The sequence below is a fragment of the Acidovorax sp. Root267 genome (assembly GCF_001429215.1).
Classification (GTDB): domain Bacteria; phylum Pseudomonadota; class Gammaproteobacteria; order Burkholderiales; family Burkholderiaceae_C; genus Acidovorax; species Acidovorax radicis.
In genome coordinates this window covers 175195-189553 of record NZ_LMJC01000032.1, presented here as the reverse complement: position 1 = coordinate 189553, position 14359 = coordinate 175195, and the positions used below count along the sequence as shown (strand labels likewise).

Here is a 14359-nt window from a genome sequence, read left to right as displayed (position 1 = left end):
CATGCTGAACACCCAACCCCATCTGCAGGCTTGCGACGACTTTTACGAAGCACTGATCGCCGCACACCAAGGCCTGTCGACCCCCGAGAGCCACGCCATGAATGCACGCCTGGTGCTGCTGCTGGCCAACCACATCGGCGACCAGGCCACACTGCTGCAGGCCTTGCAGCTGGCACGGGGCAACCCACCCCACGGTGCCCTGCCCGCTGCGGCAGAGCGCAAAGCCATCACGCCCGTGGTGCCCACCCACGCAAACGCCTGAGACGCCCCACCGCCAGGGCTATCCTGCCTTCCTGAATGCACACCCGCCCCCAAGCGCCGCAAAAAGACGGTGCATGGCCTTTTCTCGCCCATCACACACAACCACCGGAGACACACCAACATGCTGCGCAAACACTTCCTCGCCACCCTTGCCGGGCTGGCACTGGCAACCGCCCTCCCCCTGGCCCATGCGCAAGGCGCCAAGCCGCTCGAATGGGTGGTGGGCTATGCCGCAGGCGGGGGTTCCGACATCGTGGCACGCACCATCGCCGAGTCGATGTCGGCCACGCTGGGGCGCCCCATCGTCATCAACAACAAACCCGGTGCAGGCACCAACATTGCCGCCGAGTACAGCGCACGCAACAAGGACTATGGCAACCTGATCTTCTCGGCCGATTTCGCCACGCTGGCGGCCAATCCGTCCCTGTTCAGCAAGCTGAGCTACAACGCCGAGAAGGACTTCCAGCCGGTGGGCCTGCTGGTGCGTTTCCCGATGTTCCTCGTGGTGTCCAACAACGTGCCCGCCAAGAACCTCAAGGAATTCATGGCCTGGGCCAAAGGCCAGGCCGATGGTGTGAACTGGGCGTCGGCCGGGCCGGGCAGCCCGCACCACCTGGTGGGCGAGCTGTTCCGCGAGCAGAGCGGCCTCAAGCTCACGCATGTGCCGTACCGTGGTGCGGCCCCGGCCATTCAGGATGTGATCGGCGGCCAAGTGCCGGCGATGTGGATCGACAGCGCCACCGTGTACCCGTTTCTCAACGGTGGCAAGGTCAAGGCCATCGGTGTGGCCAGCCCACAGCGTGTGGGCACCATGCCCGATGTACCCACCATTTCAGAACAAGGGCTGCAGGGTTTTGAAGGTTTTGCGTGGCAGGGCATCGTGGCCCCGACAGGCACACCTGCCGATGCCGTGGCCACCTTCAGCAATGCCTTGCAGACCGCTTTGGGCGACACACGCACCAAGGCGCGCCTCCAGGCATTGGGTGTGGAGCCCATGCCCGGCACCGCAGCGCAAATGGGCAGTTTTGCGCGCACCGAGCGCGAGAAGTGGGGCCGGGTGATTACCAAGGTGGGCGTAAAGCTGGATTGACCCCCTGAGCGGCTGCGCCGCCTCCCCCTGAAGGGGAACTCCACCCCTGGCCTGGCAAAGCCAGTTCCACGGTGGCACTGGTGTGGGCAGCGCCCGTTTTGTGCGTCAAGCGGCTGCTCTGCGGCAGCGTGCCAGTCGGCGCTTGCGCTGCAGTGCGGGGGCCAACCACAGCAACTGCACCGTGGCATAGCCCAGCGCCGCCAGCAACGCACCGAGCGTGGGCAGGCCTACAAGCAGCGGTGTTCCCAGGGCCTGGATCCAGGCAGCCATCGCCTGCACCGAGAAATCGCCACCCGGCGCCACGCTGCTCCAGGCAGGCAGCGTCTGCTCGCCCGGCATCACCAGCGCGCCCAAGTAAAAGGCCAGCGCATACAGCGGCACGGTGGTGAGGGGGTTGGTATAAAAAGTAGCCACGCCCCCCGCCACGATGTTGCCGCGCAGCCAGGCGCACACCATCAACGTGCCCGGTATCTGCAGCGGGCCGGGGATGAGCCCGCAGAACATGCCCGCAGCCACACCGCGCGCCAGGGGTTGGCGTTGGAAGCGGAACAGCTCGCGCCGCTCCAGCCAAGGCCGCAAGCTGGCGAGCCAGCCGCGGTCCAGGTGCACACGGGCCCGGGGTTCCAGGCCACGCAGCCAACGGCGCAGGGTGCACAGCATTTGCATCACCACCCTGATCAGCCCCACGCGAGGGCCGTGGCCGTTCCGGCGCCCCACAGGGCCGTCAGGCCCGCCAGCAGGCGCACATCCCGCCGCTCATTGCCAGCGCGGTGCGCCGTCACCGTGGCCAACGCCAAGCCGCACCACACGCACAACATGATTGCATCGAGGAGTTCCATGGTCTTCTATGCTCCGTTCAGTCCTTGGGCGGCAGTGCCAGAGGTTTGTGGGCGCCCGGGGCCGTGTTGCGCAGCGACAGGAAGATGGAGCCTGCGATCAGGCCGGCTGTCACCAGGAGGGCGTAGCCGATCGGGATCTTGACCAGGTCGATGAGCAGCATCTTGCCACCGATGAAGATCAGCACCAGCGCCAGGCCGTAGGCCAGCAGGTGGAAGCGGTCCGCCAGGTCGGCCAGCAGGAAGTACAGCGCACGCAGGCCCAGGATGGCGAAGATGTTGGCCGTGAGCACGATGAACGGGTCGTTGGTGATCGCGAAGATGGCAGGAATGCTGTCGACCGCGAAGATGATGTCGGTGGTCCCGATGAGCACCAGCACCACGAACAGCGGGGTGTAGTGCTTCACGCCGTTGACCAGCGTGGAGAGCTTCTCGCCGTCGAACTGGTCGGTGATGCGGATGCGCTTTTTCAGGAACTTGAGCACCGGGTTGGTGGCGATGTCGGGCTCCTGCCCGGCAGCGAACCACATCTTGGCACCCGTGACCACGAGGAACGCGCCGAACACGTACAGCAGCCAGTGGAAGGTGGCCAGCAGCCAGGCGCCCGCCAGGATCAGCAGCGTGCGCAACACGATCGCGCCAATGATGCCGATGATGAGCGCGCGCTTCTGGTACTGCGGCGGCACGGCAAAGTAGCTGAACAGCATCAGAAACACAAAGATGTTGTCGATCGACAAACTCTTTTCGACCAGGTAGCCGGTGATGAACTGCATCGACACCGTGTTGGCCACCTCGCGCCCCTGGCTGCTGTCGAGGTACCACCAGAGGATGGCGACGAACACGAACGCCAGCGAGAACCACAAGAGGCTCCAGCGCAGCGCTTCCTTCATCGTGACCTTGTGCGCGCCCTGGCGCTCCATCACCAACAGGTCGACGCCGATCGCGACGACCACAAAGACGGCAAAACCCGCCCACATCCACCAGGTTCCTATGGTTTCCATGATTGATAGCTCCGAGGGGAAAAATGTTTCACCGGGCAAGACCTGCCGATGACTGGACGGACTGTAGGGGCGGAATCGATTCTTAAAAACCTGTCATATCAGTACCATTGGTTCGGTTTTTACGAACCAATGCCACCGCACCGTTGTGCCGATTGCGAGAAATCATGAGCCAGAGCTTCAACTACCGCCATCTTTTTTACTTCTGGGTCGTGGCCAAGGAGGGCGGCATCGCACGCGCCGCCGAACGGCTGGACATGGCCGTGCAGACCATCAGCGCCCAGGTGCGCGAGCTGGAAAAGGCCCTGGGCGTGAGCCTGCTGCGCACCGAGGGCCGCAACCTGGTGCTCACCGACGCCGGTGTGGCCGCGTTGCACGAGGCGGACCACATCTTTGCGCTGGGCGAGCTACTGCCCGTGCGCGTGCGCGAGGCCGCCACCGGCCAGACGCTGCGGCTGAACCTGGGCATCTCCGACGGCATCGCCAAGCTGGCCGTGCACCGGCTGCTGACCCCCGTGCTGGACGAGCCCCACCTGCGCCTGCTGTGCCACGAGGGCGAGTTCCAGCCGCTGCTGGGCGAGCTGGCGCTGCACAAGCTCGATGCGGTGCTGGCCGACCGCGCCGCACCGCCCAACCGCGCGCTGCGCACCACCAGCCAGCTGCTGGGCACGAGCGCCATCGCCTGGTACGCCCCGCCCTTGTGGGCCGATGCGGCCGCCACGGACTTCCCGCACAGCCTGGCCGTGGTGCCCGTGCTGCTGCCCACCGACCACGCCGCCATGCGCGCGCGCATCGACCACTGGCTGGAGCGCGAACGCATCCGCCCGCGCATCGCGGGCGAGTTTGAAGACAGCGCGCTGCTGAGCACCTTTGCCGCCACCGGCATGGGCGTGATGCCCGCGCCGGTGTCGCTGGGCGAGCACCTGGCACAGACCCACGGGCTGGTGCAGGTGGGCACCACGCCGGACGTGCAGGAGCAGTTCCACCTGATCTACAGCGCCCGCAAGGTGATGCACCCGCTGCTCACGCGGCTGCTGGAGGTGGGGAAGAGCGGAATGCTATTAAATTAATAGCTATTAACGCTTTTCTATCAAGCGGCGGGGACCAAAAAGACTAAAAACTATTCTCCCTGCGGCAGCGCCAATCGCCCCCTCCACGAAACAGGCACGCCCCACGCCAGAGGCGCCCAGCAAGGGCCGCCCCGCAGCGATGGCGTCGTCCCCCTCCAGGGGGACGCGGCGCAGCCGCTCAGGGGGTATCCAGCTAATCCCGCCCGGCCCGCTCGATGCTCGCCGCCGCCATCTCCGGGTCCGAAAAGCAGATCTCGTGGCTGCCCGCGCACTCCACCAGCCGGAACAGGCCCAGCCGCTCCGACAGGCGCGGGTGCCAAGGCAGGCTGTGGGGCAGCGCCGCATCCTGCTGGGCGTTGAGGTAGCTCTTGCCAATCTCCAGCGCCGCCAGCGGCACGGGCAACTGCGCCGGCTCGGTGAAGGTGCGGTACGGGTGCGGATTCAACTGCGCGTAGCTGCTGCGCGCCAAGGCCTCGTCGGCGTCGTTGATGAAGGCCTCGCGCCAGATGGCGTACGGCAGCATCACGGCATTGCCGCTGGCCGCCGCCACCTGGTCGAACAGCGCGCGGTAGTGCGGCGGCACCAAGTCGTTCAGGCATTCGCCGTGCATCGGCACAAACGCGTTCCAGTACACCAGCCGGCGGATGCGCCCGGGCAGCCGCGCGGGCATGTGGCTGATGACCATGCCGCCATAGCTGTGGCCGACCAGGCGCACATCGGTGAGGCCGTGGCCCTCGATAAAAGCCGCAAGCGAGTCCACCGCATCCGCCAGGCCCGTGGCTGCGCGGTCATCGCCCGGCCGGTTGCCGGCCAGGGTGGGGCAGTGCACGGTGTGGCCGCGTGCGCGCAGGTGGCCGGCCGTGGCCTCCATCTCGGCGCCGGTGTGCCAGGCGCCATGGACCAGAACATAGGTATCCGCCATGTGTGTCTCCTTCGGTTTTGTTGCGGGATGGACAGGGTGATCTGCCCTGCCGCCACCTTACGAAGAGAGCGCTGTCCAAAATGGCCTGCGCGTGCCAGCCCGGTGTGCCGGATGCGCCAAATGGGCCACATCGCGACCAGGCTCAGCCGCCGCGCCGCCATTGCGCGGGGGATGCCCCCATGGCGCGTTGAAACGCCCGCGCGAAGTGCGACGCGTCGGCAAAACCACAGCGCCGCCCAATCTCGGCCACCGCCACATGGGCCAGCTGAGGCCGGCGCAGCAGCTCGCCCGCGCGCTCCAGGCGCATCTGCCGCAGCGTGCCCGCAAAGGTGTGGCCCTGCGCCGCAAACGCGCGGTGCAGGGTGCGTACCGAGACACCCGCCTCCTTTGCAAGAGCCTCGGCGGAAACGCCTGGCTGGTCGATGCGGGCGCGCAGCAGTGCGCACAGGCGGACATGCAGGCTTCGCACGGCGGAGGGAGTGGGCGGCTGGGACGGCTCCAGCGCTGCGCTCAGCAAGGCTCCGAGGTGGTTCGACAACAGCGAAGGCGACAGGGCCTGCGCCGAAGCCGGGTCGCGCGCCAGCTGCACGGCCAGTGCGCCCAGGCTCTGGCCCCAGCCCTGGTCCCGCCAGGCCACGCGGGGCCCGTGTGCCTCGGCCTGAGCCAGCCATTGCCCCACCCAGACGCGCGGCAACTGCAACGAGACACAGTTCACGCCGTCCGGAAAATGCAATTCATACGGCCGGGCCGAATCCACCAGCACCACATCGCCGGGGCGCAGGTAGGCCACTTGGCCGTCTTGCCGCACATGCCAGGCGGACTCTGCCTGGCCGATCAGGTAAAACGGCAGTTGCCGACTGCGCGCAATGCCGGACGGCGTGCGGTACACGTCCTGCGTGGAAGCGCGAACCTGGTTGACCGACAGGGTCTCAACCGGCAGGCTGTGCAGCACCCCATCAAACGTGGGTGCTTCGCGCGAGCTGCACTCCATCTCGAGGAACGCTTCGCAGATGGCCCCCACCCAATAGTCCAGGCGCGCTGCGGGCGCGACCACATCGGTCGTCCACTGGCGCAGTGGAGGCGGGGTGGCGGATGCAGGAACTGCAGGCATGGCGCCAATCTAGCGGCAAGCCCTGCCCGCAGGCAACAGGGCAAGCCCACCCTTCCAGCCGAATGCGTGCGGCGGCCCCAAAGAGATCGTCGACGGGTTCTCAGCGCTGCGGCATGTCCTTGACCGAATAGCCCAGGCTCACCGTCGCATCGTCCGGAATCGGGGGCATTGAGGCGTTCCACGCTTCCCACGCCGCGCGCATGGCCTGCAGCCGCGCGGGCTCCAGCGGCGCGCGGTTGGCGCGCTCGCGCTCGTCCTGCGCCAGGTTGAACAGGTAGTCGTTGCCGTCCACCCGCAGGTACTTCCAGTCGCCCTGGCGCATGGCGCGCTGGCCGCGGTGGTTCATACGCCAGAACAGCGCGGGCTCGTGCAGCACCGACGAATCACGCAGCAGCGGCATCAGCGAGCGGCCGTCCAGCGGGTAGTCGGCGTGCGGCATCGCGCCCGCTGCATCGAGCATCGTGGCGGACCAGTCCATGGTCATGCAGGTCTGCGGGCTCACGCTGCCCGGCGCGATCACGGCGGGCCAGTGGGCGATCCAGGGCACGCGGATGCCGCCTTCGGTCAAATCCATCTTGCCGCCGACCAGGGGCCAGCTGTCCGAGAAGCGCTCGCCGCCGTTGTCGCTGGTGAAAACGACCAGCGTGTCGCGATCGATGCCATGGCGCTGCAGCGCGGCCATGATGCGGCCAATGCCCTCGTCCATGTGGTGGATCATGCGGCGGTAGGTGTCGATGCTGCCGCCGTGCAGGTGGAACAGGTTGCCCTTGACCTCCTGCGCCAGCGCCTCGTCGTCCCGCGTCTCCCACGGCCAATGGGGCGCCGTGTAGTGCAGGCTCAAGAAGAACGGCGTGCCGGCCTGTGCGCCGGGCGCCATGCGTGCAACGTAGTCGAGCGCGTGGTCGGTGATGAGGTCGGTGAGGTAGCCGTCCTGCTGCTTTTCTTCTTCGCCCAGGTACAGGTCGTGCGTGCCGTTGGAGCTGCAGTGGGTGAAGTAGTCCACCCCACCCGACATGGGCCCGAAGAACTCTTCGTAGCCCGAGCGCAGCGGCCCAAACGCGGGCGGGTAGCCCAGGTGCCACTTGCCCATCAGCGCCGTGCGGTAGCCCGATGCGCGCAGCAGCGACGGCAGCGTGGGGTGCTCGGGCGGCAGGCCCAGCGTGGTGCTGCCCCGGCTCTTGCTGTTGATGGGCTCTTCGGCCGCGCCGCGCAGGCGGTACTGGTAGCGCGCGGTCATCAGCGCAAAACGCGTGGGCGAGCAGACCGGTGAATTGGAGTAGCCCTGCGTGAGCTGGAGGCCGTGGGCGGCCAGGCCGTCGAGCACCGGCGACACGGCGCCGAAGCTGGCGTCGCGCCCGCCGTAGCAGCCCAGGTCGGCATAGCCGAGGTCGTCGGCAACGATGAAGATGATGTTCGGGCGGGGTTGTAAGGTCATCTCGAAATCCAGTTTCACTCAACGTGGCCCGCAGTCTTCGCGACAGGCACGGCCGAGGCGAGGGGCGGCTAGCAAGGGCCGCCCCGCAGCAAGGCCGCCGTCCCCCTCGAGGGGGAAGCGGCGAAGCCGCTCAGGGGGGCTTCCTGTCAAGGCTTGAAGCCCGAGCGCTGCACCACCGGCGCCCACTGCGCGCGGTACGCCTTGAGCATCGCTTCGGTCTGCGCCATGGTCGCCACCACCGGCTCCATCTTGGCGGCCTCGAACTTGCGCTGGGTGTCTGGGTCTTTCATCACTTCCACGATCAACCCGGCCAGACGCTCGGCCTGGGCCTTGGGCATGCTCATGGGGGCGTAGAAGGTGTTCCAGCCCGTCGCGGCCAGGTCCATGCCGCTTTCCTTGAAGGTGGGGATCTTGGGGTCCAGCGGGCTGCGCTTGGCGCTCGACACGGCCAGGATGCGGATCTTGCCGGCCTCGTGCTGGGGCAGCAGGGTGTCGAAGGTGTCGAACGCCACGGGCACCTGGCCGCCCAGCAGGTCGTTGAGCAGCGGCGCAGAGCCGCGGTAGCCCACCACCTCGGCGCGCACCTTGGCGGCGTCGCCCACCATCAGGCCGAAGAAGTGCGGCAGGCTGCCCGTGGCTGGCACGCCGAAGTTGGCCTTGTCGGGGTTGGCGCGCAGCCAGGCCATCAGGTGCGGCAGCTCCTTGACCGGCACGGCGCTGGCCACGGCCACGCCGAACTCGTAGCTGTTGACATGGCTCACGGGGCGGAAGTCGCGCTCGGGGTCGTAGCCTGCGTCGGGGAACACCAGGGGTGCCACCAGCATGACGGCCGGGTTGGCCAGCAGCAGCGTGGGCTGGTTGGCGGGCGCGGCCTTCACGGCCTGGGCCGAGAGGCGGCCGCCGGCGCCGGTCTTGTTCTCCACGATGACGGGCGTGCCGAGCTTGGTGCCCAGCTTGTCGGCCACGATACGGGCCACGCGGTCGGTCGCGCCGCCGGGGGCGTAGCCGACCACGATGCGCAGGGGAGCTTCCTGCGCCTGTGCAAGCGATGCGGACAAGGCCAGCACGGTGGCCAGCAAGGAGGAAAGAGGTTTCCACATGGTCAGGGTCTCCTGGGGCGATGGCAGGGCTCTGCGCGGCTGCGCAGGTTGATGGGCGCACTGTATTGCCCACACAATCAATTGATCTAATCAATTCTTGCCCGGAAATACCCTGATGCCTGCGCCTGCCCCGGCACCCTGCGACCCCGCCGAAATGGGCCACCGACTGACCCACCCCGCGGCCGCCAATGACCTGCTGATGTACCGCCTGAACCGCCTGCTGGCAGTGGCAGGCAGCCTGGTAGTGCGGCTGTGCGAAGGGGGTTATGGCATCACGCGGCGCGAGTGGGGGTTGCTCATGATGCTGGCGCAGCACCCCGGCATGCCCCCGGCCGAGTTGGCGCAGCGCCTGGGACTGGACCGGGCGCGCACGTCACGCGCCATCACGTCACTCTTGGCCAAGAAGCTGCTCACCCGCGATGCGATGCCGGGCGACCGGCGCCAGGCCGTGCTCTCACTCACCCAGGCAGGGCAAGCGCTGCACGATGCCCTGTTCCCACAAGTGAAGGCGCTCAACCAGGATCTGCTGGCGGGACTGGACGAGGGGGCTGTGCAAGCGCTGGACCACGCACTGGCAGATATGCAAAAGCGGGCGGAAGCGCTGGTAGCCAGCCGCACCGATGTGCCGCGCACCTACCGGTTGCGGGGTGGGCGGCAGCACCCTTGAATGGCCCGGGAGGCGATGGACGCGGAAGGCTGCGGCGGTGACCCATCTTGTTTACCTGGCACCGTACCGTGCAACCGCACACTTTTATTGCTGCGCATTGGAATGAATAACCATGATCTGATTCAAACCAGATCGCGGCATTCCATTCGGGTCAATGGCAGAACCTTTTTGCGCCGAGCTGATTCCGGCATGGCGCAATGCCCGCGCCGGTATCACTGGGCGAGCACCTTGCCAAGATGCTGGAGCTGGTGCAGGTGGGCACCACACCCGACATGCAGGAGCAGTTCCACCTGATCTACAGCGCCCGCAAGCTGATGCACCCTCTGCTCACGCGGCTGCTGCAGGCGGGAGAAAGCGGGACGCTACTGAATCAGTAGCGCACTGCGCAGATGCAGAAAGTGCCAGCCGCCCAAACGTTCTTGGGCGAGCGCCTGCTTGCCTGCTTACTTGCCAGTGCTGGACTGCTGCTGCAGCATGAACTGGTCGAGCTCGGCCCGCACAGCGCCGGTGGGGTCGAGCAACTCGCCGGTTTGCGCCGACTTGATGCCTGCGGCGGTGATGGCGGCGGTGCGGTCTGTGATGGAGATCTGCACCTGGTACAGATTGCCGTCGTTGGTACGCTCGTTGGTGAACACGCACAGGGCCTCGCCCGGGTCGGCAAAATAGATCACACCGGCATCGGTGGTTCGGTTGGGCGTGCGCAGGAATTCGGTGTACAGGATGAGGGGCACGGGGTCCTGCGCCACGCCGTTGACGTACCAGGGTTTTTGCCAATCGTCGTTTTGCAGCACCAGGTCGTATTTGAGCGAGCGGAGTTGGAGGTTGGTGTCGCGACCGTTGCCCACCGACTCGGCGAGTACATACAGAATCTTTCTACCTCGGTAGAACGGGCCGGCCGTCCCAACGACGGTACAGGCCACGCCTTGGAGGTCAGACGCGGAGTGCACGGTACCCGAACTGATGTTTTGCAAGTCCGCATGGGCCAGCCCCGCTGCCAGCAAGATGCCCATCGACATCACGCATTTTTTCATGTCCATTTCCCTCTCCTCTCACCAATAAAGTTGCTATGTGGCCGCCGTGGACAGCAAACATACTGTTACAGCGTGTATCCATCGTAACAGTAGGCTGGCACCCGTCTATCCCTCATTTTGGGGATGACAGCCGCCACAGGGAGGCTGTAGAAGCCTCCTTTCAGCACAACGCCCCGGGCGCACGCACAATGGTGCGGCGCCAGTGACGGCGACCTGCGCAGTTGGCCGGTCCTTCTCAATCTTCATCCGCTTGCCTACACCCCCCCTACATGTCATCGCCCCCAACCTCTTTGTGGAGCCCCTTGCGCCAACCAGCATTCCGGGGCCTGTGGGTCTGCGGTGGCGTGTTCTTCATCGGCAGCGGCATGCAGACCATGGCAGCTGCCTGGCTGATGGTGGAGCTCACGGGCTCGTCGTTCCTGGCGGCGCTGGTGCAGACGGCGGTGTTCATGCCGATGTTCCTGCTGGCACTGCCGGCGGGTGTGTTGGCCGACACGACGGACCGGCGGCGCCTGATCTCGGGGGCGCTGCTGGCGCAGGTGGGGGCCTGCGCACTGTTGACACTGCTGGTCCTGGGGGGCTGGGGTGGCCCGGCATCAGTGCTGTTCCTGGTGTTCATCTGCGGCTGCTGCACGGCGGTGCTCACGCCGGCGTGGAACTCTTCGGTCATCGACCCGGTGCCGCGCGACGAGTGGCCGCAGGCCATCACTGCGGTCAGCATTGCGTACAACGCAGCGCGCGCCATCGGACCTACGCTGGCCGGGCTGGTGTTTGCCCAATTGGGCGCGGGCTGGGTGTTCGCCGTCACGGTAACCACCACCTTGGTGATGTGGGAGTCCATCCGCCGCTGGCCGCCCAAGGCCCACCCGCCGTCCAAGCTGCCCGCCGAGCGCCTGTGGGGCGGCACGTTGAGCGGCCTGCGGTTTGCATGGCACTCGCGCATCATCCTGGCGCAACTGGTGCGGGTGATGGCATTCAGCGCCGCGGGCTCGGCCCTGTGGGCCCTGCTCCCCGTCATTGCCCAGCGCCTGGGCACCGGCGCGCCGGGCTTTGGCCTGCTGATGGGGTGCCTCGGCACCGGCGCCGTGGCTGTGGGCCTGGTGCTGGGGCGGCTGCGCGCGCGTTTTGGCATGGAAGCCATCGTGGGCGTGGGCGGCGTGGTGTTTGCAGCGGCCATGCTGGTGGCGGCACTGACCAAGATAGCATGGGTGGTTTACATCGGCATGCTGTTTGCGGGCGCGGCCTGGATGTCGGCGATGTCCACCTTCAACACCGCCACGCAAGCCAGCGCACCGCAGTGGGTGCGCTCCCGCGCGGTGGCCATGCACATGGTGGCAGCGTTGGGCGCATTTGCGATGGGATCGGCCTTCTGGGGGGCGGCGTCCGACATCGTGGGCCTGGCACCCACGCTGTATGTGGCCGCTGCGCTCATGGGCGCAGGCTTGCTGCTGGCGCGGCCGATGCCGCTGCGCATGGGGGCTCTGCACGAGGTAACGCAGGCCACGCCCTGGGATGAACTCTTCATCGAGGCCGAGCCCCTGCCGGAGGCCGGGCCCGTGGCCGTGGAGGTGGGCTACCGCATTGCGCCCGGCACCGACACCGAGTTTCTTGACACCATCAGCCGCATGAAGGCCCCGCGCCGGCGCGATGGCGCGACCTTCTGGCGGGTGTACAAGGACCTGGGCGAGCCTTCACGCTATGTGGAGCGTTTCATCGTCGAGTCCTGGGCCGACTATTTGCACCAGCGCGCCCGCGCCACCATGGCCGACCAGGCGCTGGAGACCGAGGTGCGGACATTCCTCGCGCCCGGCGAGGTGGTGCGCATGTCGCACTACATCGCAGAGCGGTAGTTCGTTCGTACCCGACCAGCCACCCTGCGGAGCAAGCCCTGCTCAACCTCCGCGCCGAAAGTACCGCGCCGGCGTTTCCCCAAACGCCTGCTTGAACACGGTGATGAAGCCCGACACATCCAGATAACCGACTTCGAGCGCCACCTCGGTCACGCTGCGGCCCTGGCTGAGCCATTGCATGCCCTTGAGCAGGCGCAACTGCTGGCGCCACTGGGCAAAGGTCAGCCCCGTCTCCTTGGCAAACAGGCGCGCGGCGGTGCGGGCAGTCATGCCGCAGGCGGCGGCCAGTTCATCGAGCGTGCGTGCATCGGCGGGCTGCGCCTGCAGCGCGGTGGTGAGGCGCAGCAGGCGCGGGTCGGCCGGAGTGGGCAGGTACGACGGCACGGTTTCCAGGTTCGGCAGGCGGTCCAGGATGACGGCGATCAGGCGCTCCTCTCGCCCGCCCAGCGGGTAGTCGATGCCAAAACTCGCGGCCTCGGCCAGCAGGGCGTCGAGCAACGGATCGACCGTGACGACGCCTGGCTCCGACGGGGTGTCGGCCGCGCCGGGTTTGACGTACAGCGTGCGCAGCCACACCGGGCGATCGGCGGCCACCTTGTGCACCATGCCGGGCGGGAGCCACACCGCGCGGTGGGGCGGCACGATCCAGGTACCGCGCTGCGTGTGGGTGGTCAGCATGCCCTCGCAGGCATAGACAAACTGGGCGCTCTGGTGGGCGTGCCAGTGGCCGTCAAACGGCGGGTAGCGGTCAGAAACCGCACAGACTGCGCGCCCGGCGGTATCGGCATCGACCGGGTTGTCGAGCACCGGCGGGGCCAGCACCGCAGTGCGCGGCCTGCGGCGGCCCGGCGCAGGCGTCTGGGCAGCGTTCGTTGCGTTTGTCTGTTTGGGCATATTTTTTGTCGTGGTGCGCCGAGACGGCCACGCCTCGCAAATTTACCTTAGAGGCTCATTTCCACTTCACAGAGCCCACACCATGACTGCCCCCTATTCCACCCGTTTTTTCAGCCCCTTCCGCTCCCAGCGCCGCCCTCGCGCTCTGCGCACGCTGACTGCCATCGCCCTCACGTTCGCCAGCATCACGTCCTGGGCGGGCGCCGTGCAAGTGTTCACCTCCGATGCCGCCGGTTTCAACACCCACTCCGTCTGGTACGACGACGGCCAGGAGGTGACGGTGGTCGATGCCCAGTTCACCCCCGCCCATGCCGAGGCCCTGCTCGCGTCCATCCGCGGCCAGACCAAGTCCCCGGTGACCCGTGTGGTCGTGACGCACCCCAACCCCGACAAATTCAACGGCCTCTCGGTGTTCCACGCACAGGGCATCGAGAGCATTGCCTCCGCCAAGACCGCCGCCGCCGTGCCGGACACGGACGCGTACAAACGCCACTTCTGGGTGAAGATCGCCAAGGCGTTCACGGACGCAACGTACCCGCGCGCAGAGGCCATCAAGACCACGTATTCCGGCCAGCACCGCATCACGCTCAAGTCGGGCGAAACCATCACGCTGTTCGAGCTGCCCCAGCCAGGCATCTCCAGCAACCAGACCGTGGTGCGCTTTGACCAGACCGGCGACCTTGCCGTGGGCGACCTGGTGCACACGCACACCCACGCCTGGCTCGAAGGCGGCATCGTGAACGGTAAGCCCCTGCCCACACTGGAGGGCTGGAAGGCCGGCCTGGCCGAACTGCCCCGCCTGGGCACCGGCAAGGTCTACGGCGGGCGGGGCGTGTTCGTGCCCGTGGCACAGGCGGTGGCCGAGCAGACGGCCTATCTCGACAAGGCCGACGCGGTGGTGACGGGCTACCTCCAGCGCCTGGGCAGCCGCGCCAGCGAGCTGAGCGATCCCGCGCGCCAGGGCGCGCACCATCAGGCCATCCAGGCGGAAATGGCCAAGGCCTTCCCCAGCCATGCGATGCCCGACCTGGTGGGCTACAGCGTCTACGAGCTGGTGCAGCAGAAACTCGCGCCGTGACGTGATGGCAAGCACC

At 67.0% G+C, this 14359-nt stretch carries 16 protein-coding genes; 7 read left to right on the top strand and 9 right to left on the bottom strand.

Annotation, left to right across the window (positions count from 1 at the left end; genetic code table 11):
• Position 1: 1 nt before the first annotated feature.
• Both ASE39_RS22980 and ASE39_RS22975 read left to right on the top strand, forming a co-directional pair.
• Positions 2-262 carry a DUF2783 domain-containing protein gene (locus ASE39_RS22980; RefSeq protein ID WP_010466180.1) on the top strand — a complete coding sequence of 87 codons (261 nt, stop codon included), beginning with the start codon at positions 2-4 and terminating at the stop codon, positions 260-262.
• Between the two features lie 120 nt (positions 263-382).
• The gene (locus ASE39_RS22975; protein ID WP_010466182.1) at positions 383-1351 is read left to right on the top strand and encodes a tripartite tricarboxylate transporter substrate binding protein; all 969 of its coding nucleotides are present in this window, start codon (positions 383-385) and stop codon (positions 1349-1351) included.
• Positions 1352-1456: 105 nt separating this feature from the next.
• Here ASE39_RS22975 and ASE39_RS22970 read toward each other — a convergent pair whose 3' ends face one another.
• The 3 genes from ASE39_RS22970 to ASE39_RS22965 are packed head-to-tail and all read right to left on the bottom strand — an operon-like array spanning position 1457 to position 3188.
• On the bottom strand, positions 1457-2017 hold the full coding sequence (locus ASE39_RS22970; RefSeq protein WP_242421540.1) for a DUF2062 domain-containing protein: 561 nt from the start codon (positions 2015-2017) through the stop codon (positions 1457-1459).
• Between the two features lie 11 nt (positions 2018-2028).
• Positions 2029-2190: a hypothetical protein gene (locus ASE39_RS26950; RefSeq protein ID WP_010466186.1), complete on the bottom strand. Its 162-nt coding sequence runs from the start codon at positions 2188-2190 to the stop codon at positions 2029-2031.
• Between the two features lie 17 nt (positions 2191-2207).
• A complete protein-coding gene (locus ASE39_RS22965) occupies positions 2208-3188 on the bottom strand; it encodes a TerC family protein (protein WP_029414296.1) in 981 nt (326 codons plus the stop codon).
• A gap of 164 nt (positions 3189-3352) precedes the next feature.
• On the opposite strand from ASE39_RS22965, the gene ASE39_RS22960 reads away from it, so the two are divergent.
• On the top strand, positions 3353-4255 hold the full coding sequence (locus ASE39_RS22960) for a LysR family transcriptional regulator (protein ID WP_010466190.1): 903 nt from the start codon (positions 3353-3355) through the stop codon (positions 4253-4255).
• Between the two features lie 193 nt (positions 4256-4448).
• On the opposite strand, the gene ASE39_RS22955 is transcribed toward ASE39_RS22960, so the two are convergent.
• The 4 genes from ASE39_RS22955 to ASE39_RS22940 form a co-directional block, all read right to left on the bottom strand.
• Complete coding sequence (locus tag ASE39_RS22955; protein ID WP_010466192.1) at positions 4449-5177, bottom strand: alpha/beta hydrolase; 729 nt, start codon at positions 5175-5177, stop codon at positions 4449-4451.
• A gap of 142 nt (positions 5178-5319) precedes the next feature.
• A complete protein-coding gene (locus ASE39_RS22950; RefSeq protein WP_057272644.1) occupies positions 5320-6288 on the bottom strand; it encodes a helix-turn-helix domain-containing protein in 969 nt (322 codons plus the stop codon).
• Between the two features lie 100 nt (positions 6289-6388).
• Complete coding sequence (locus tag ASE39_RS22945) at positions 6389-7723, bottom strand: sulfatase-like hydrolase/transferase (RefSeq protein WP_010466196.1); 1335 nt, start codon at positions 7721-7723, stop codon at positions 6389-6391.
• A gap of 146 nt (positions 7724-7869) precedes the next feature.
• On the bottom strand, positions 7870-8823 hold the full coding sequence (locus tag ASE39_RS22940; RefSeq protein WP_010466198.1) for a tripartite tricarboxylate transporter substrate-binding protein: 954 nt from the start codon (positions 8821-8823) through the stop codon (positions 7870-7872).
• 115 nt (positions 8824-8938) lie between these two features.
• Between ASE39_RS22940 and ASE39_RS22935 the strand changes: the two genes are divergently transcribed.
• Entirely contained in the window at positions 8939-9490 is a 552-nt protein-coding gene (locus ASE39_RS22935) for a MarR family transcriptional regulator (protein WP_082615552.1), read from the top strand.
• A gap of 197 nt (positions 9491-9687) precedes the next feature.
• Positions 9688-9867, top strand: coding sequence for a hypothetical protein (locus ASE39_RS22930; RefSeq protein ID WP_057272643.1), 180 nt, complete (start codon positions 9688-9690; stop codon positions 9865-9867).
• A gap of 66 nt (positions 9868-9933) precedes the next feature.
• Here ASE39_RS22930 and ASE39_RS22925 read toward each other — a convergent pair whose 3' ends face one another.
• On the bottom strand, positions 9934-10527 hold the full coding sequence (locus ASE39_RS22925) for a hypothetical protein (RefSeq protein ID WP_057272642.1): 594 nt from the start codon (positions 10525-10527) through the stop codon (positions 9934-9936).
• Between the two features lie 263 nt (positions 10528-10790).
• Between ASE39_RS22925 and ASE39_RS22920 the strand changes: the two genes are divergently transcribed.
• Positions 10791-12371 (top strand): MFS transporter, encoded by a 1581-nt coding sequence (locus tag ASE39_RS22920; protein WP_057272641.1) that lies wholly within the window; start codon positions 10791-10793, stop codon positions 12369-12371.
• A 42-nt stretch (positions 12372-12413) separates the two neighbouring features.
• Here the strand turns inward: ASE39_RS22920 and ASE39_RS22915 are convergent, their stop codons facing one another.
• The gene (locus tag ASE39_RS22915; RefSeq protein WP_057272640.1) at positions 12414-13265 is read right to left on the bottom strand and encodes a helix-turn-helix transcriptional regulator; all 852 of its coding nucleotides are present in this window, start codon (positions 13263-13265) and stop codon (positions 12414-12416) included.
• Between the two features lie 82 nt (positions 13266-13347).
• Here ASE39_RS22915 and ASE39_RS22910 point away from each other — a divergent pair, with 82 nt between their 5' ends.
• On the top strand, positions 13348-14343 hold the full coding sequence (locus ASE39_RS22910; RefSeq protein WP_057272639.1) for an MBL fold metallo-hydrolase: 996 nt from the start codon (positions 13348-13350) through the stop codon (positions 14341-14343).
• Positions 14344-14359 lie beyond the last annotated feature (16 nt).

Coding starts and splice junctions, on each gene's coding strand:
- ASE39_RS22910 (WP_057272639.1), top strand. CDS start 13,348: ATGACTGCCCCCTATTCCACCCGTTTTTTCAGCCCCTTCCGCTCCCAG.
- ASE39_RS26950 (WP_010466186.1), bottom strand. CDS start 2,190: ATGGAACTCCTCGATGCAATCATGTTGTGCGTGTGGTGCGGCTTGGCG.
- ASE39_RS22970 (WP_242421540.1), bottom strand. CDS start 2,017: ATGCAAATGCTGTGCACCCTGCGCCGTTGGCTGCGTGGCCTGGAACCC.
- ASE39_RS22920 (WP_057272641.1), top strand. CDS start 10,791: ATGTCATCGCCCCCAACCTCTTTGTGGAGCCCCTTGCGCCAACCAGCA.
- ASE39_RS22925 (WP_057272642.1), bottom strand. CDS start 10,527: ATGGACATGAAAAAATGCGTGATGTCGATGGGCATCTTGCTGGCAGCG.
- ASE39_RS22915 (WP_057272640.1), bottom strand. CDS start 13,265: ATGCCCAAACAGACAAACGCAACGAACGCTGCCCAGACGCCTGCGCCG.
- ASE39_RS22960 (WP_010466190.1), top strand. CDS start 3,353: ATGAGCCAGAGCTTCAACTACCGCCATCTTTTTTACTTCTGGGTCGTG.
- ASE39_RS22940 (WP_010466198.1), bottom strand. CDS start 8,823: ATGTGGAAACCTCTTTCCTCCTTGCTGGCCACCGTGCTGGCCTTGTCC.
- ASE39_RS22945 (WP_010466196.1), bottom strand. CDS start 7,723: ATGACCTTACAACCCCGCCCGAACATCATCTTCATCGTTGCCGACGAC.
- ASE39_RS22955 (WP_010466192.1), bottom strand. CDS start 5,177: ATGGCGGATACCTATGTTCTGGTCCATGGCGCCTGGCACACCGGCGCC.
- ASE39_RS22975 (WP_010466182.1), top strand. CDS start 383: ATGCTGCGCAAACACTTCCTCGCCACCCTTGCCGGGCTGGCACTGGCA.
- ASE39_RS22935 (WP_082615552.1), top strand. CDS start 8,939: ATGCCTGCGCCTGCCCCGGCACCCTGCGACCCCGCCGAAATGGGCCAC.
- ASE39_RS22965 (WP_029414296.1), bottom strand. CDS start 3,188: ATGGAAACCATAGGAACCTGGTGGATGTGGGCGGGTTTTGCCGTCTTT.
- ASE39_RS22980 (WP_010466180.1), top strand. CDS start 2: ATGCTGAACACCCAACCCCATCTGCAGGCTTGCGACGACTTTTACGAA.
- ASE39_RS22930 (WP_057272643.1), top strand. CDS start 9,688: ATGCCCGCGCCGGTATCACTGGGCGAGCACCTTGCCAAGATGCTGGAG.
- ASE39_RS22950 (WP_057272644.1), bottom strand. CDS start 6,288: ATGCCTGCAGTTCCTGCATCCGCCACCCCGCCTCCACTGCGCCAGTGG.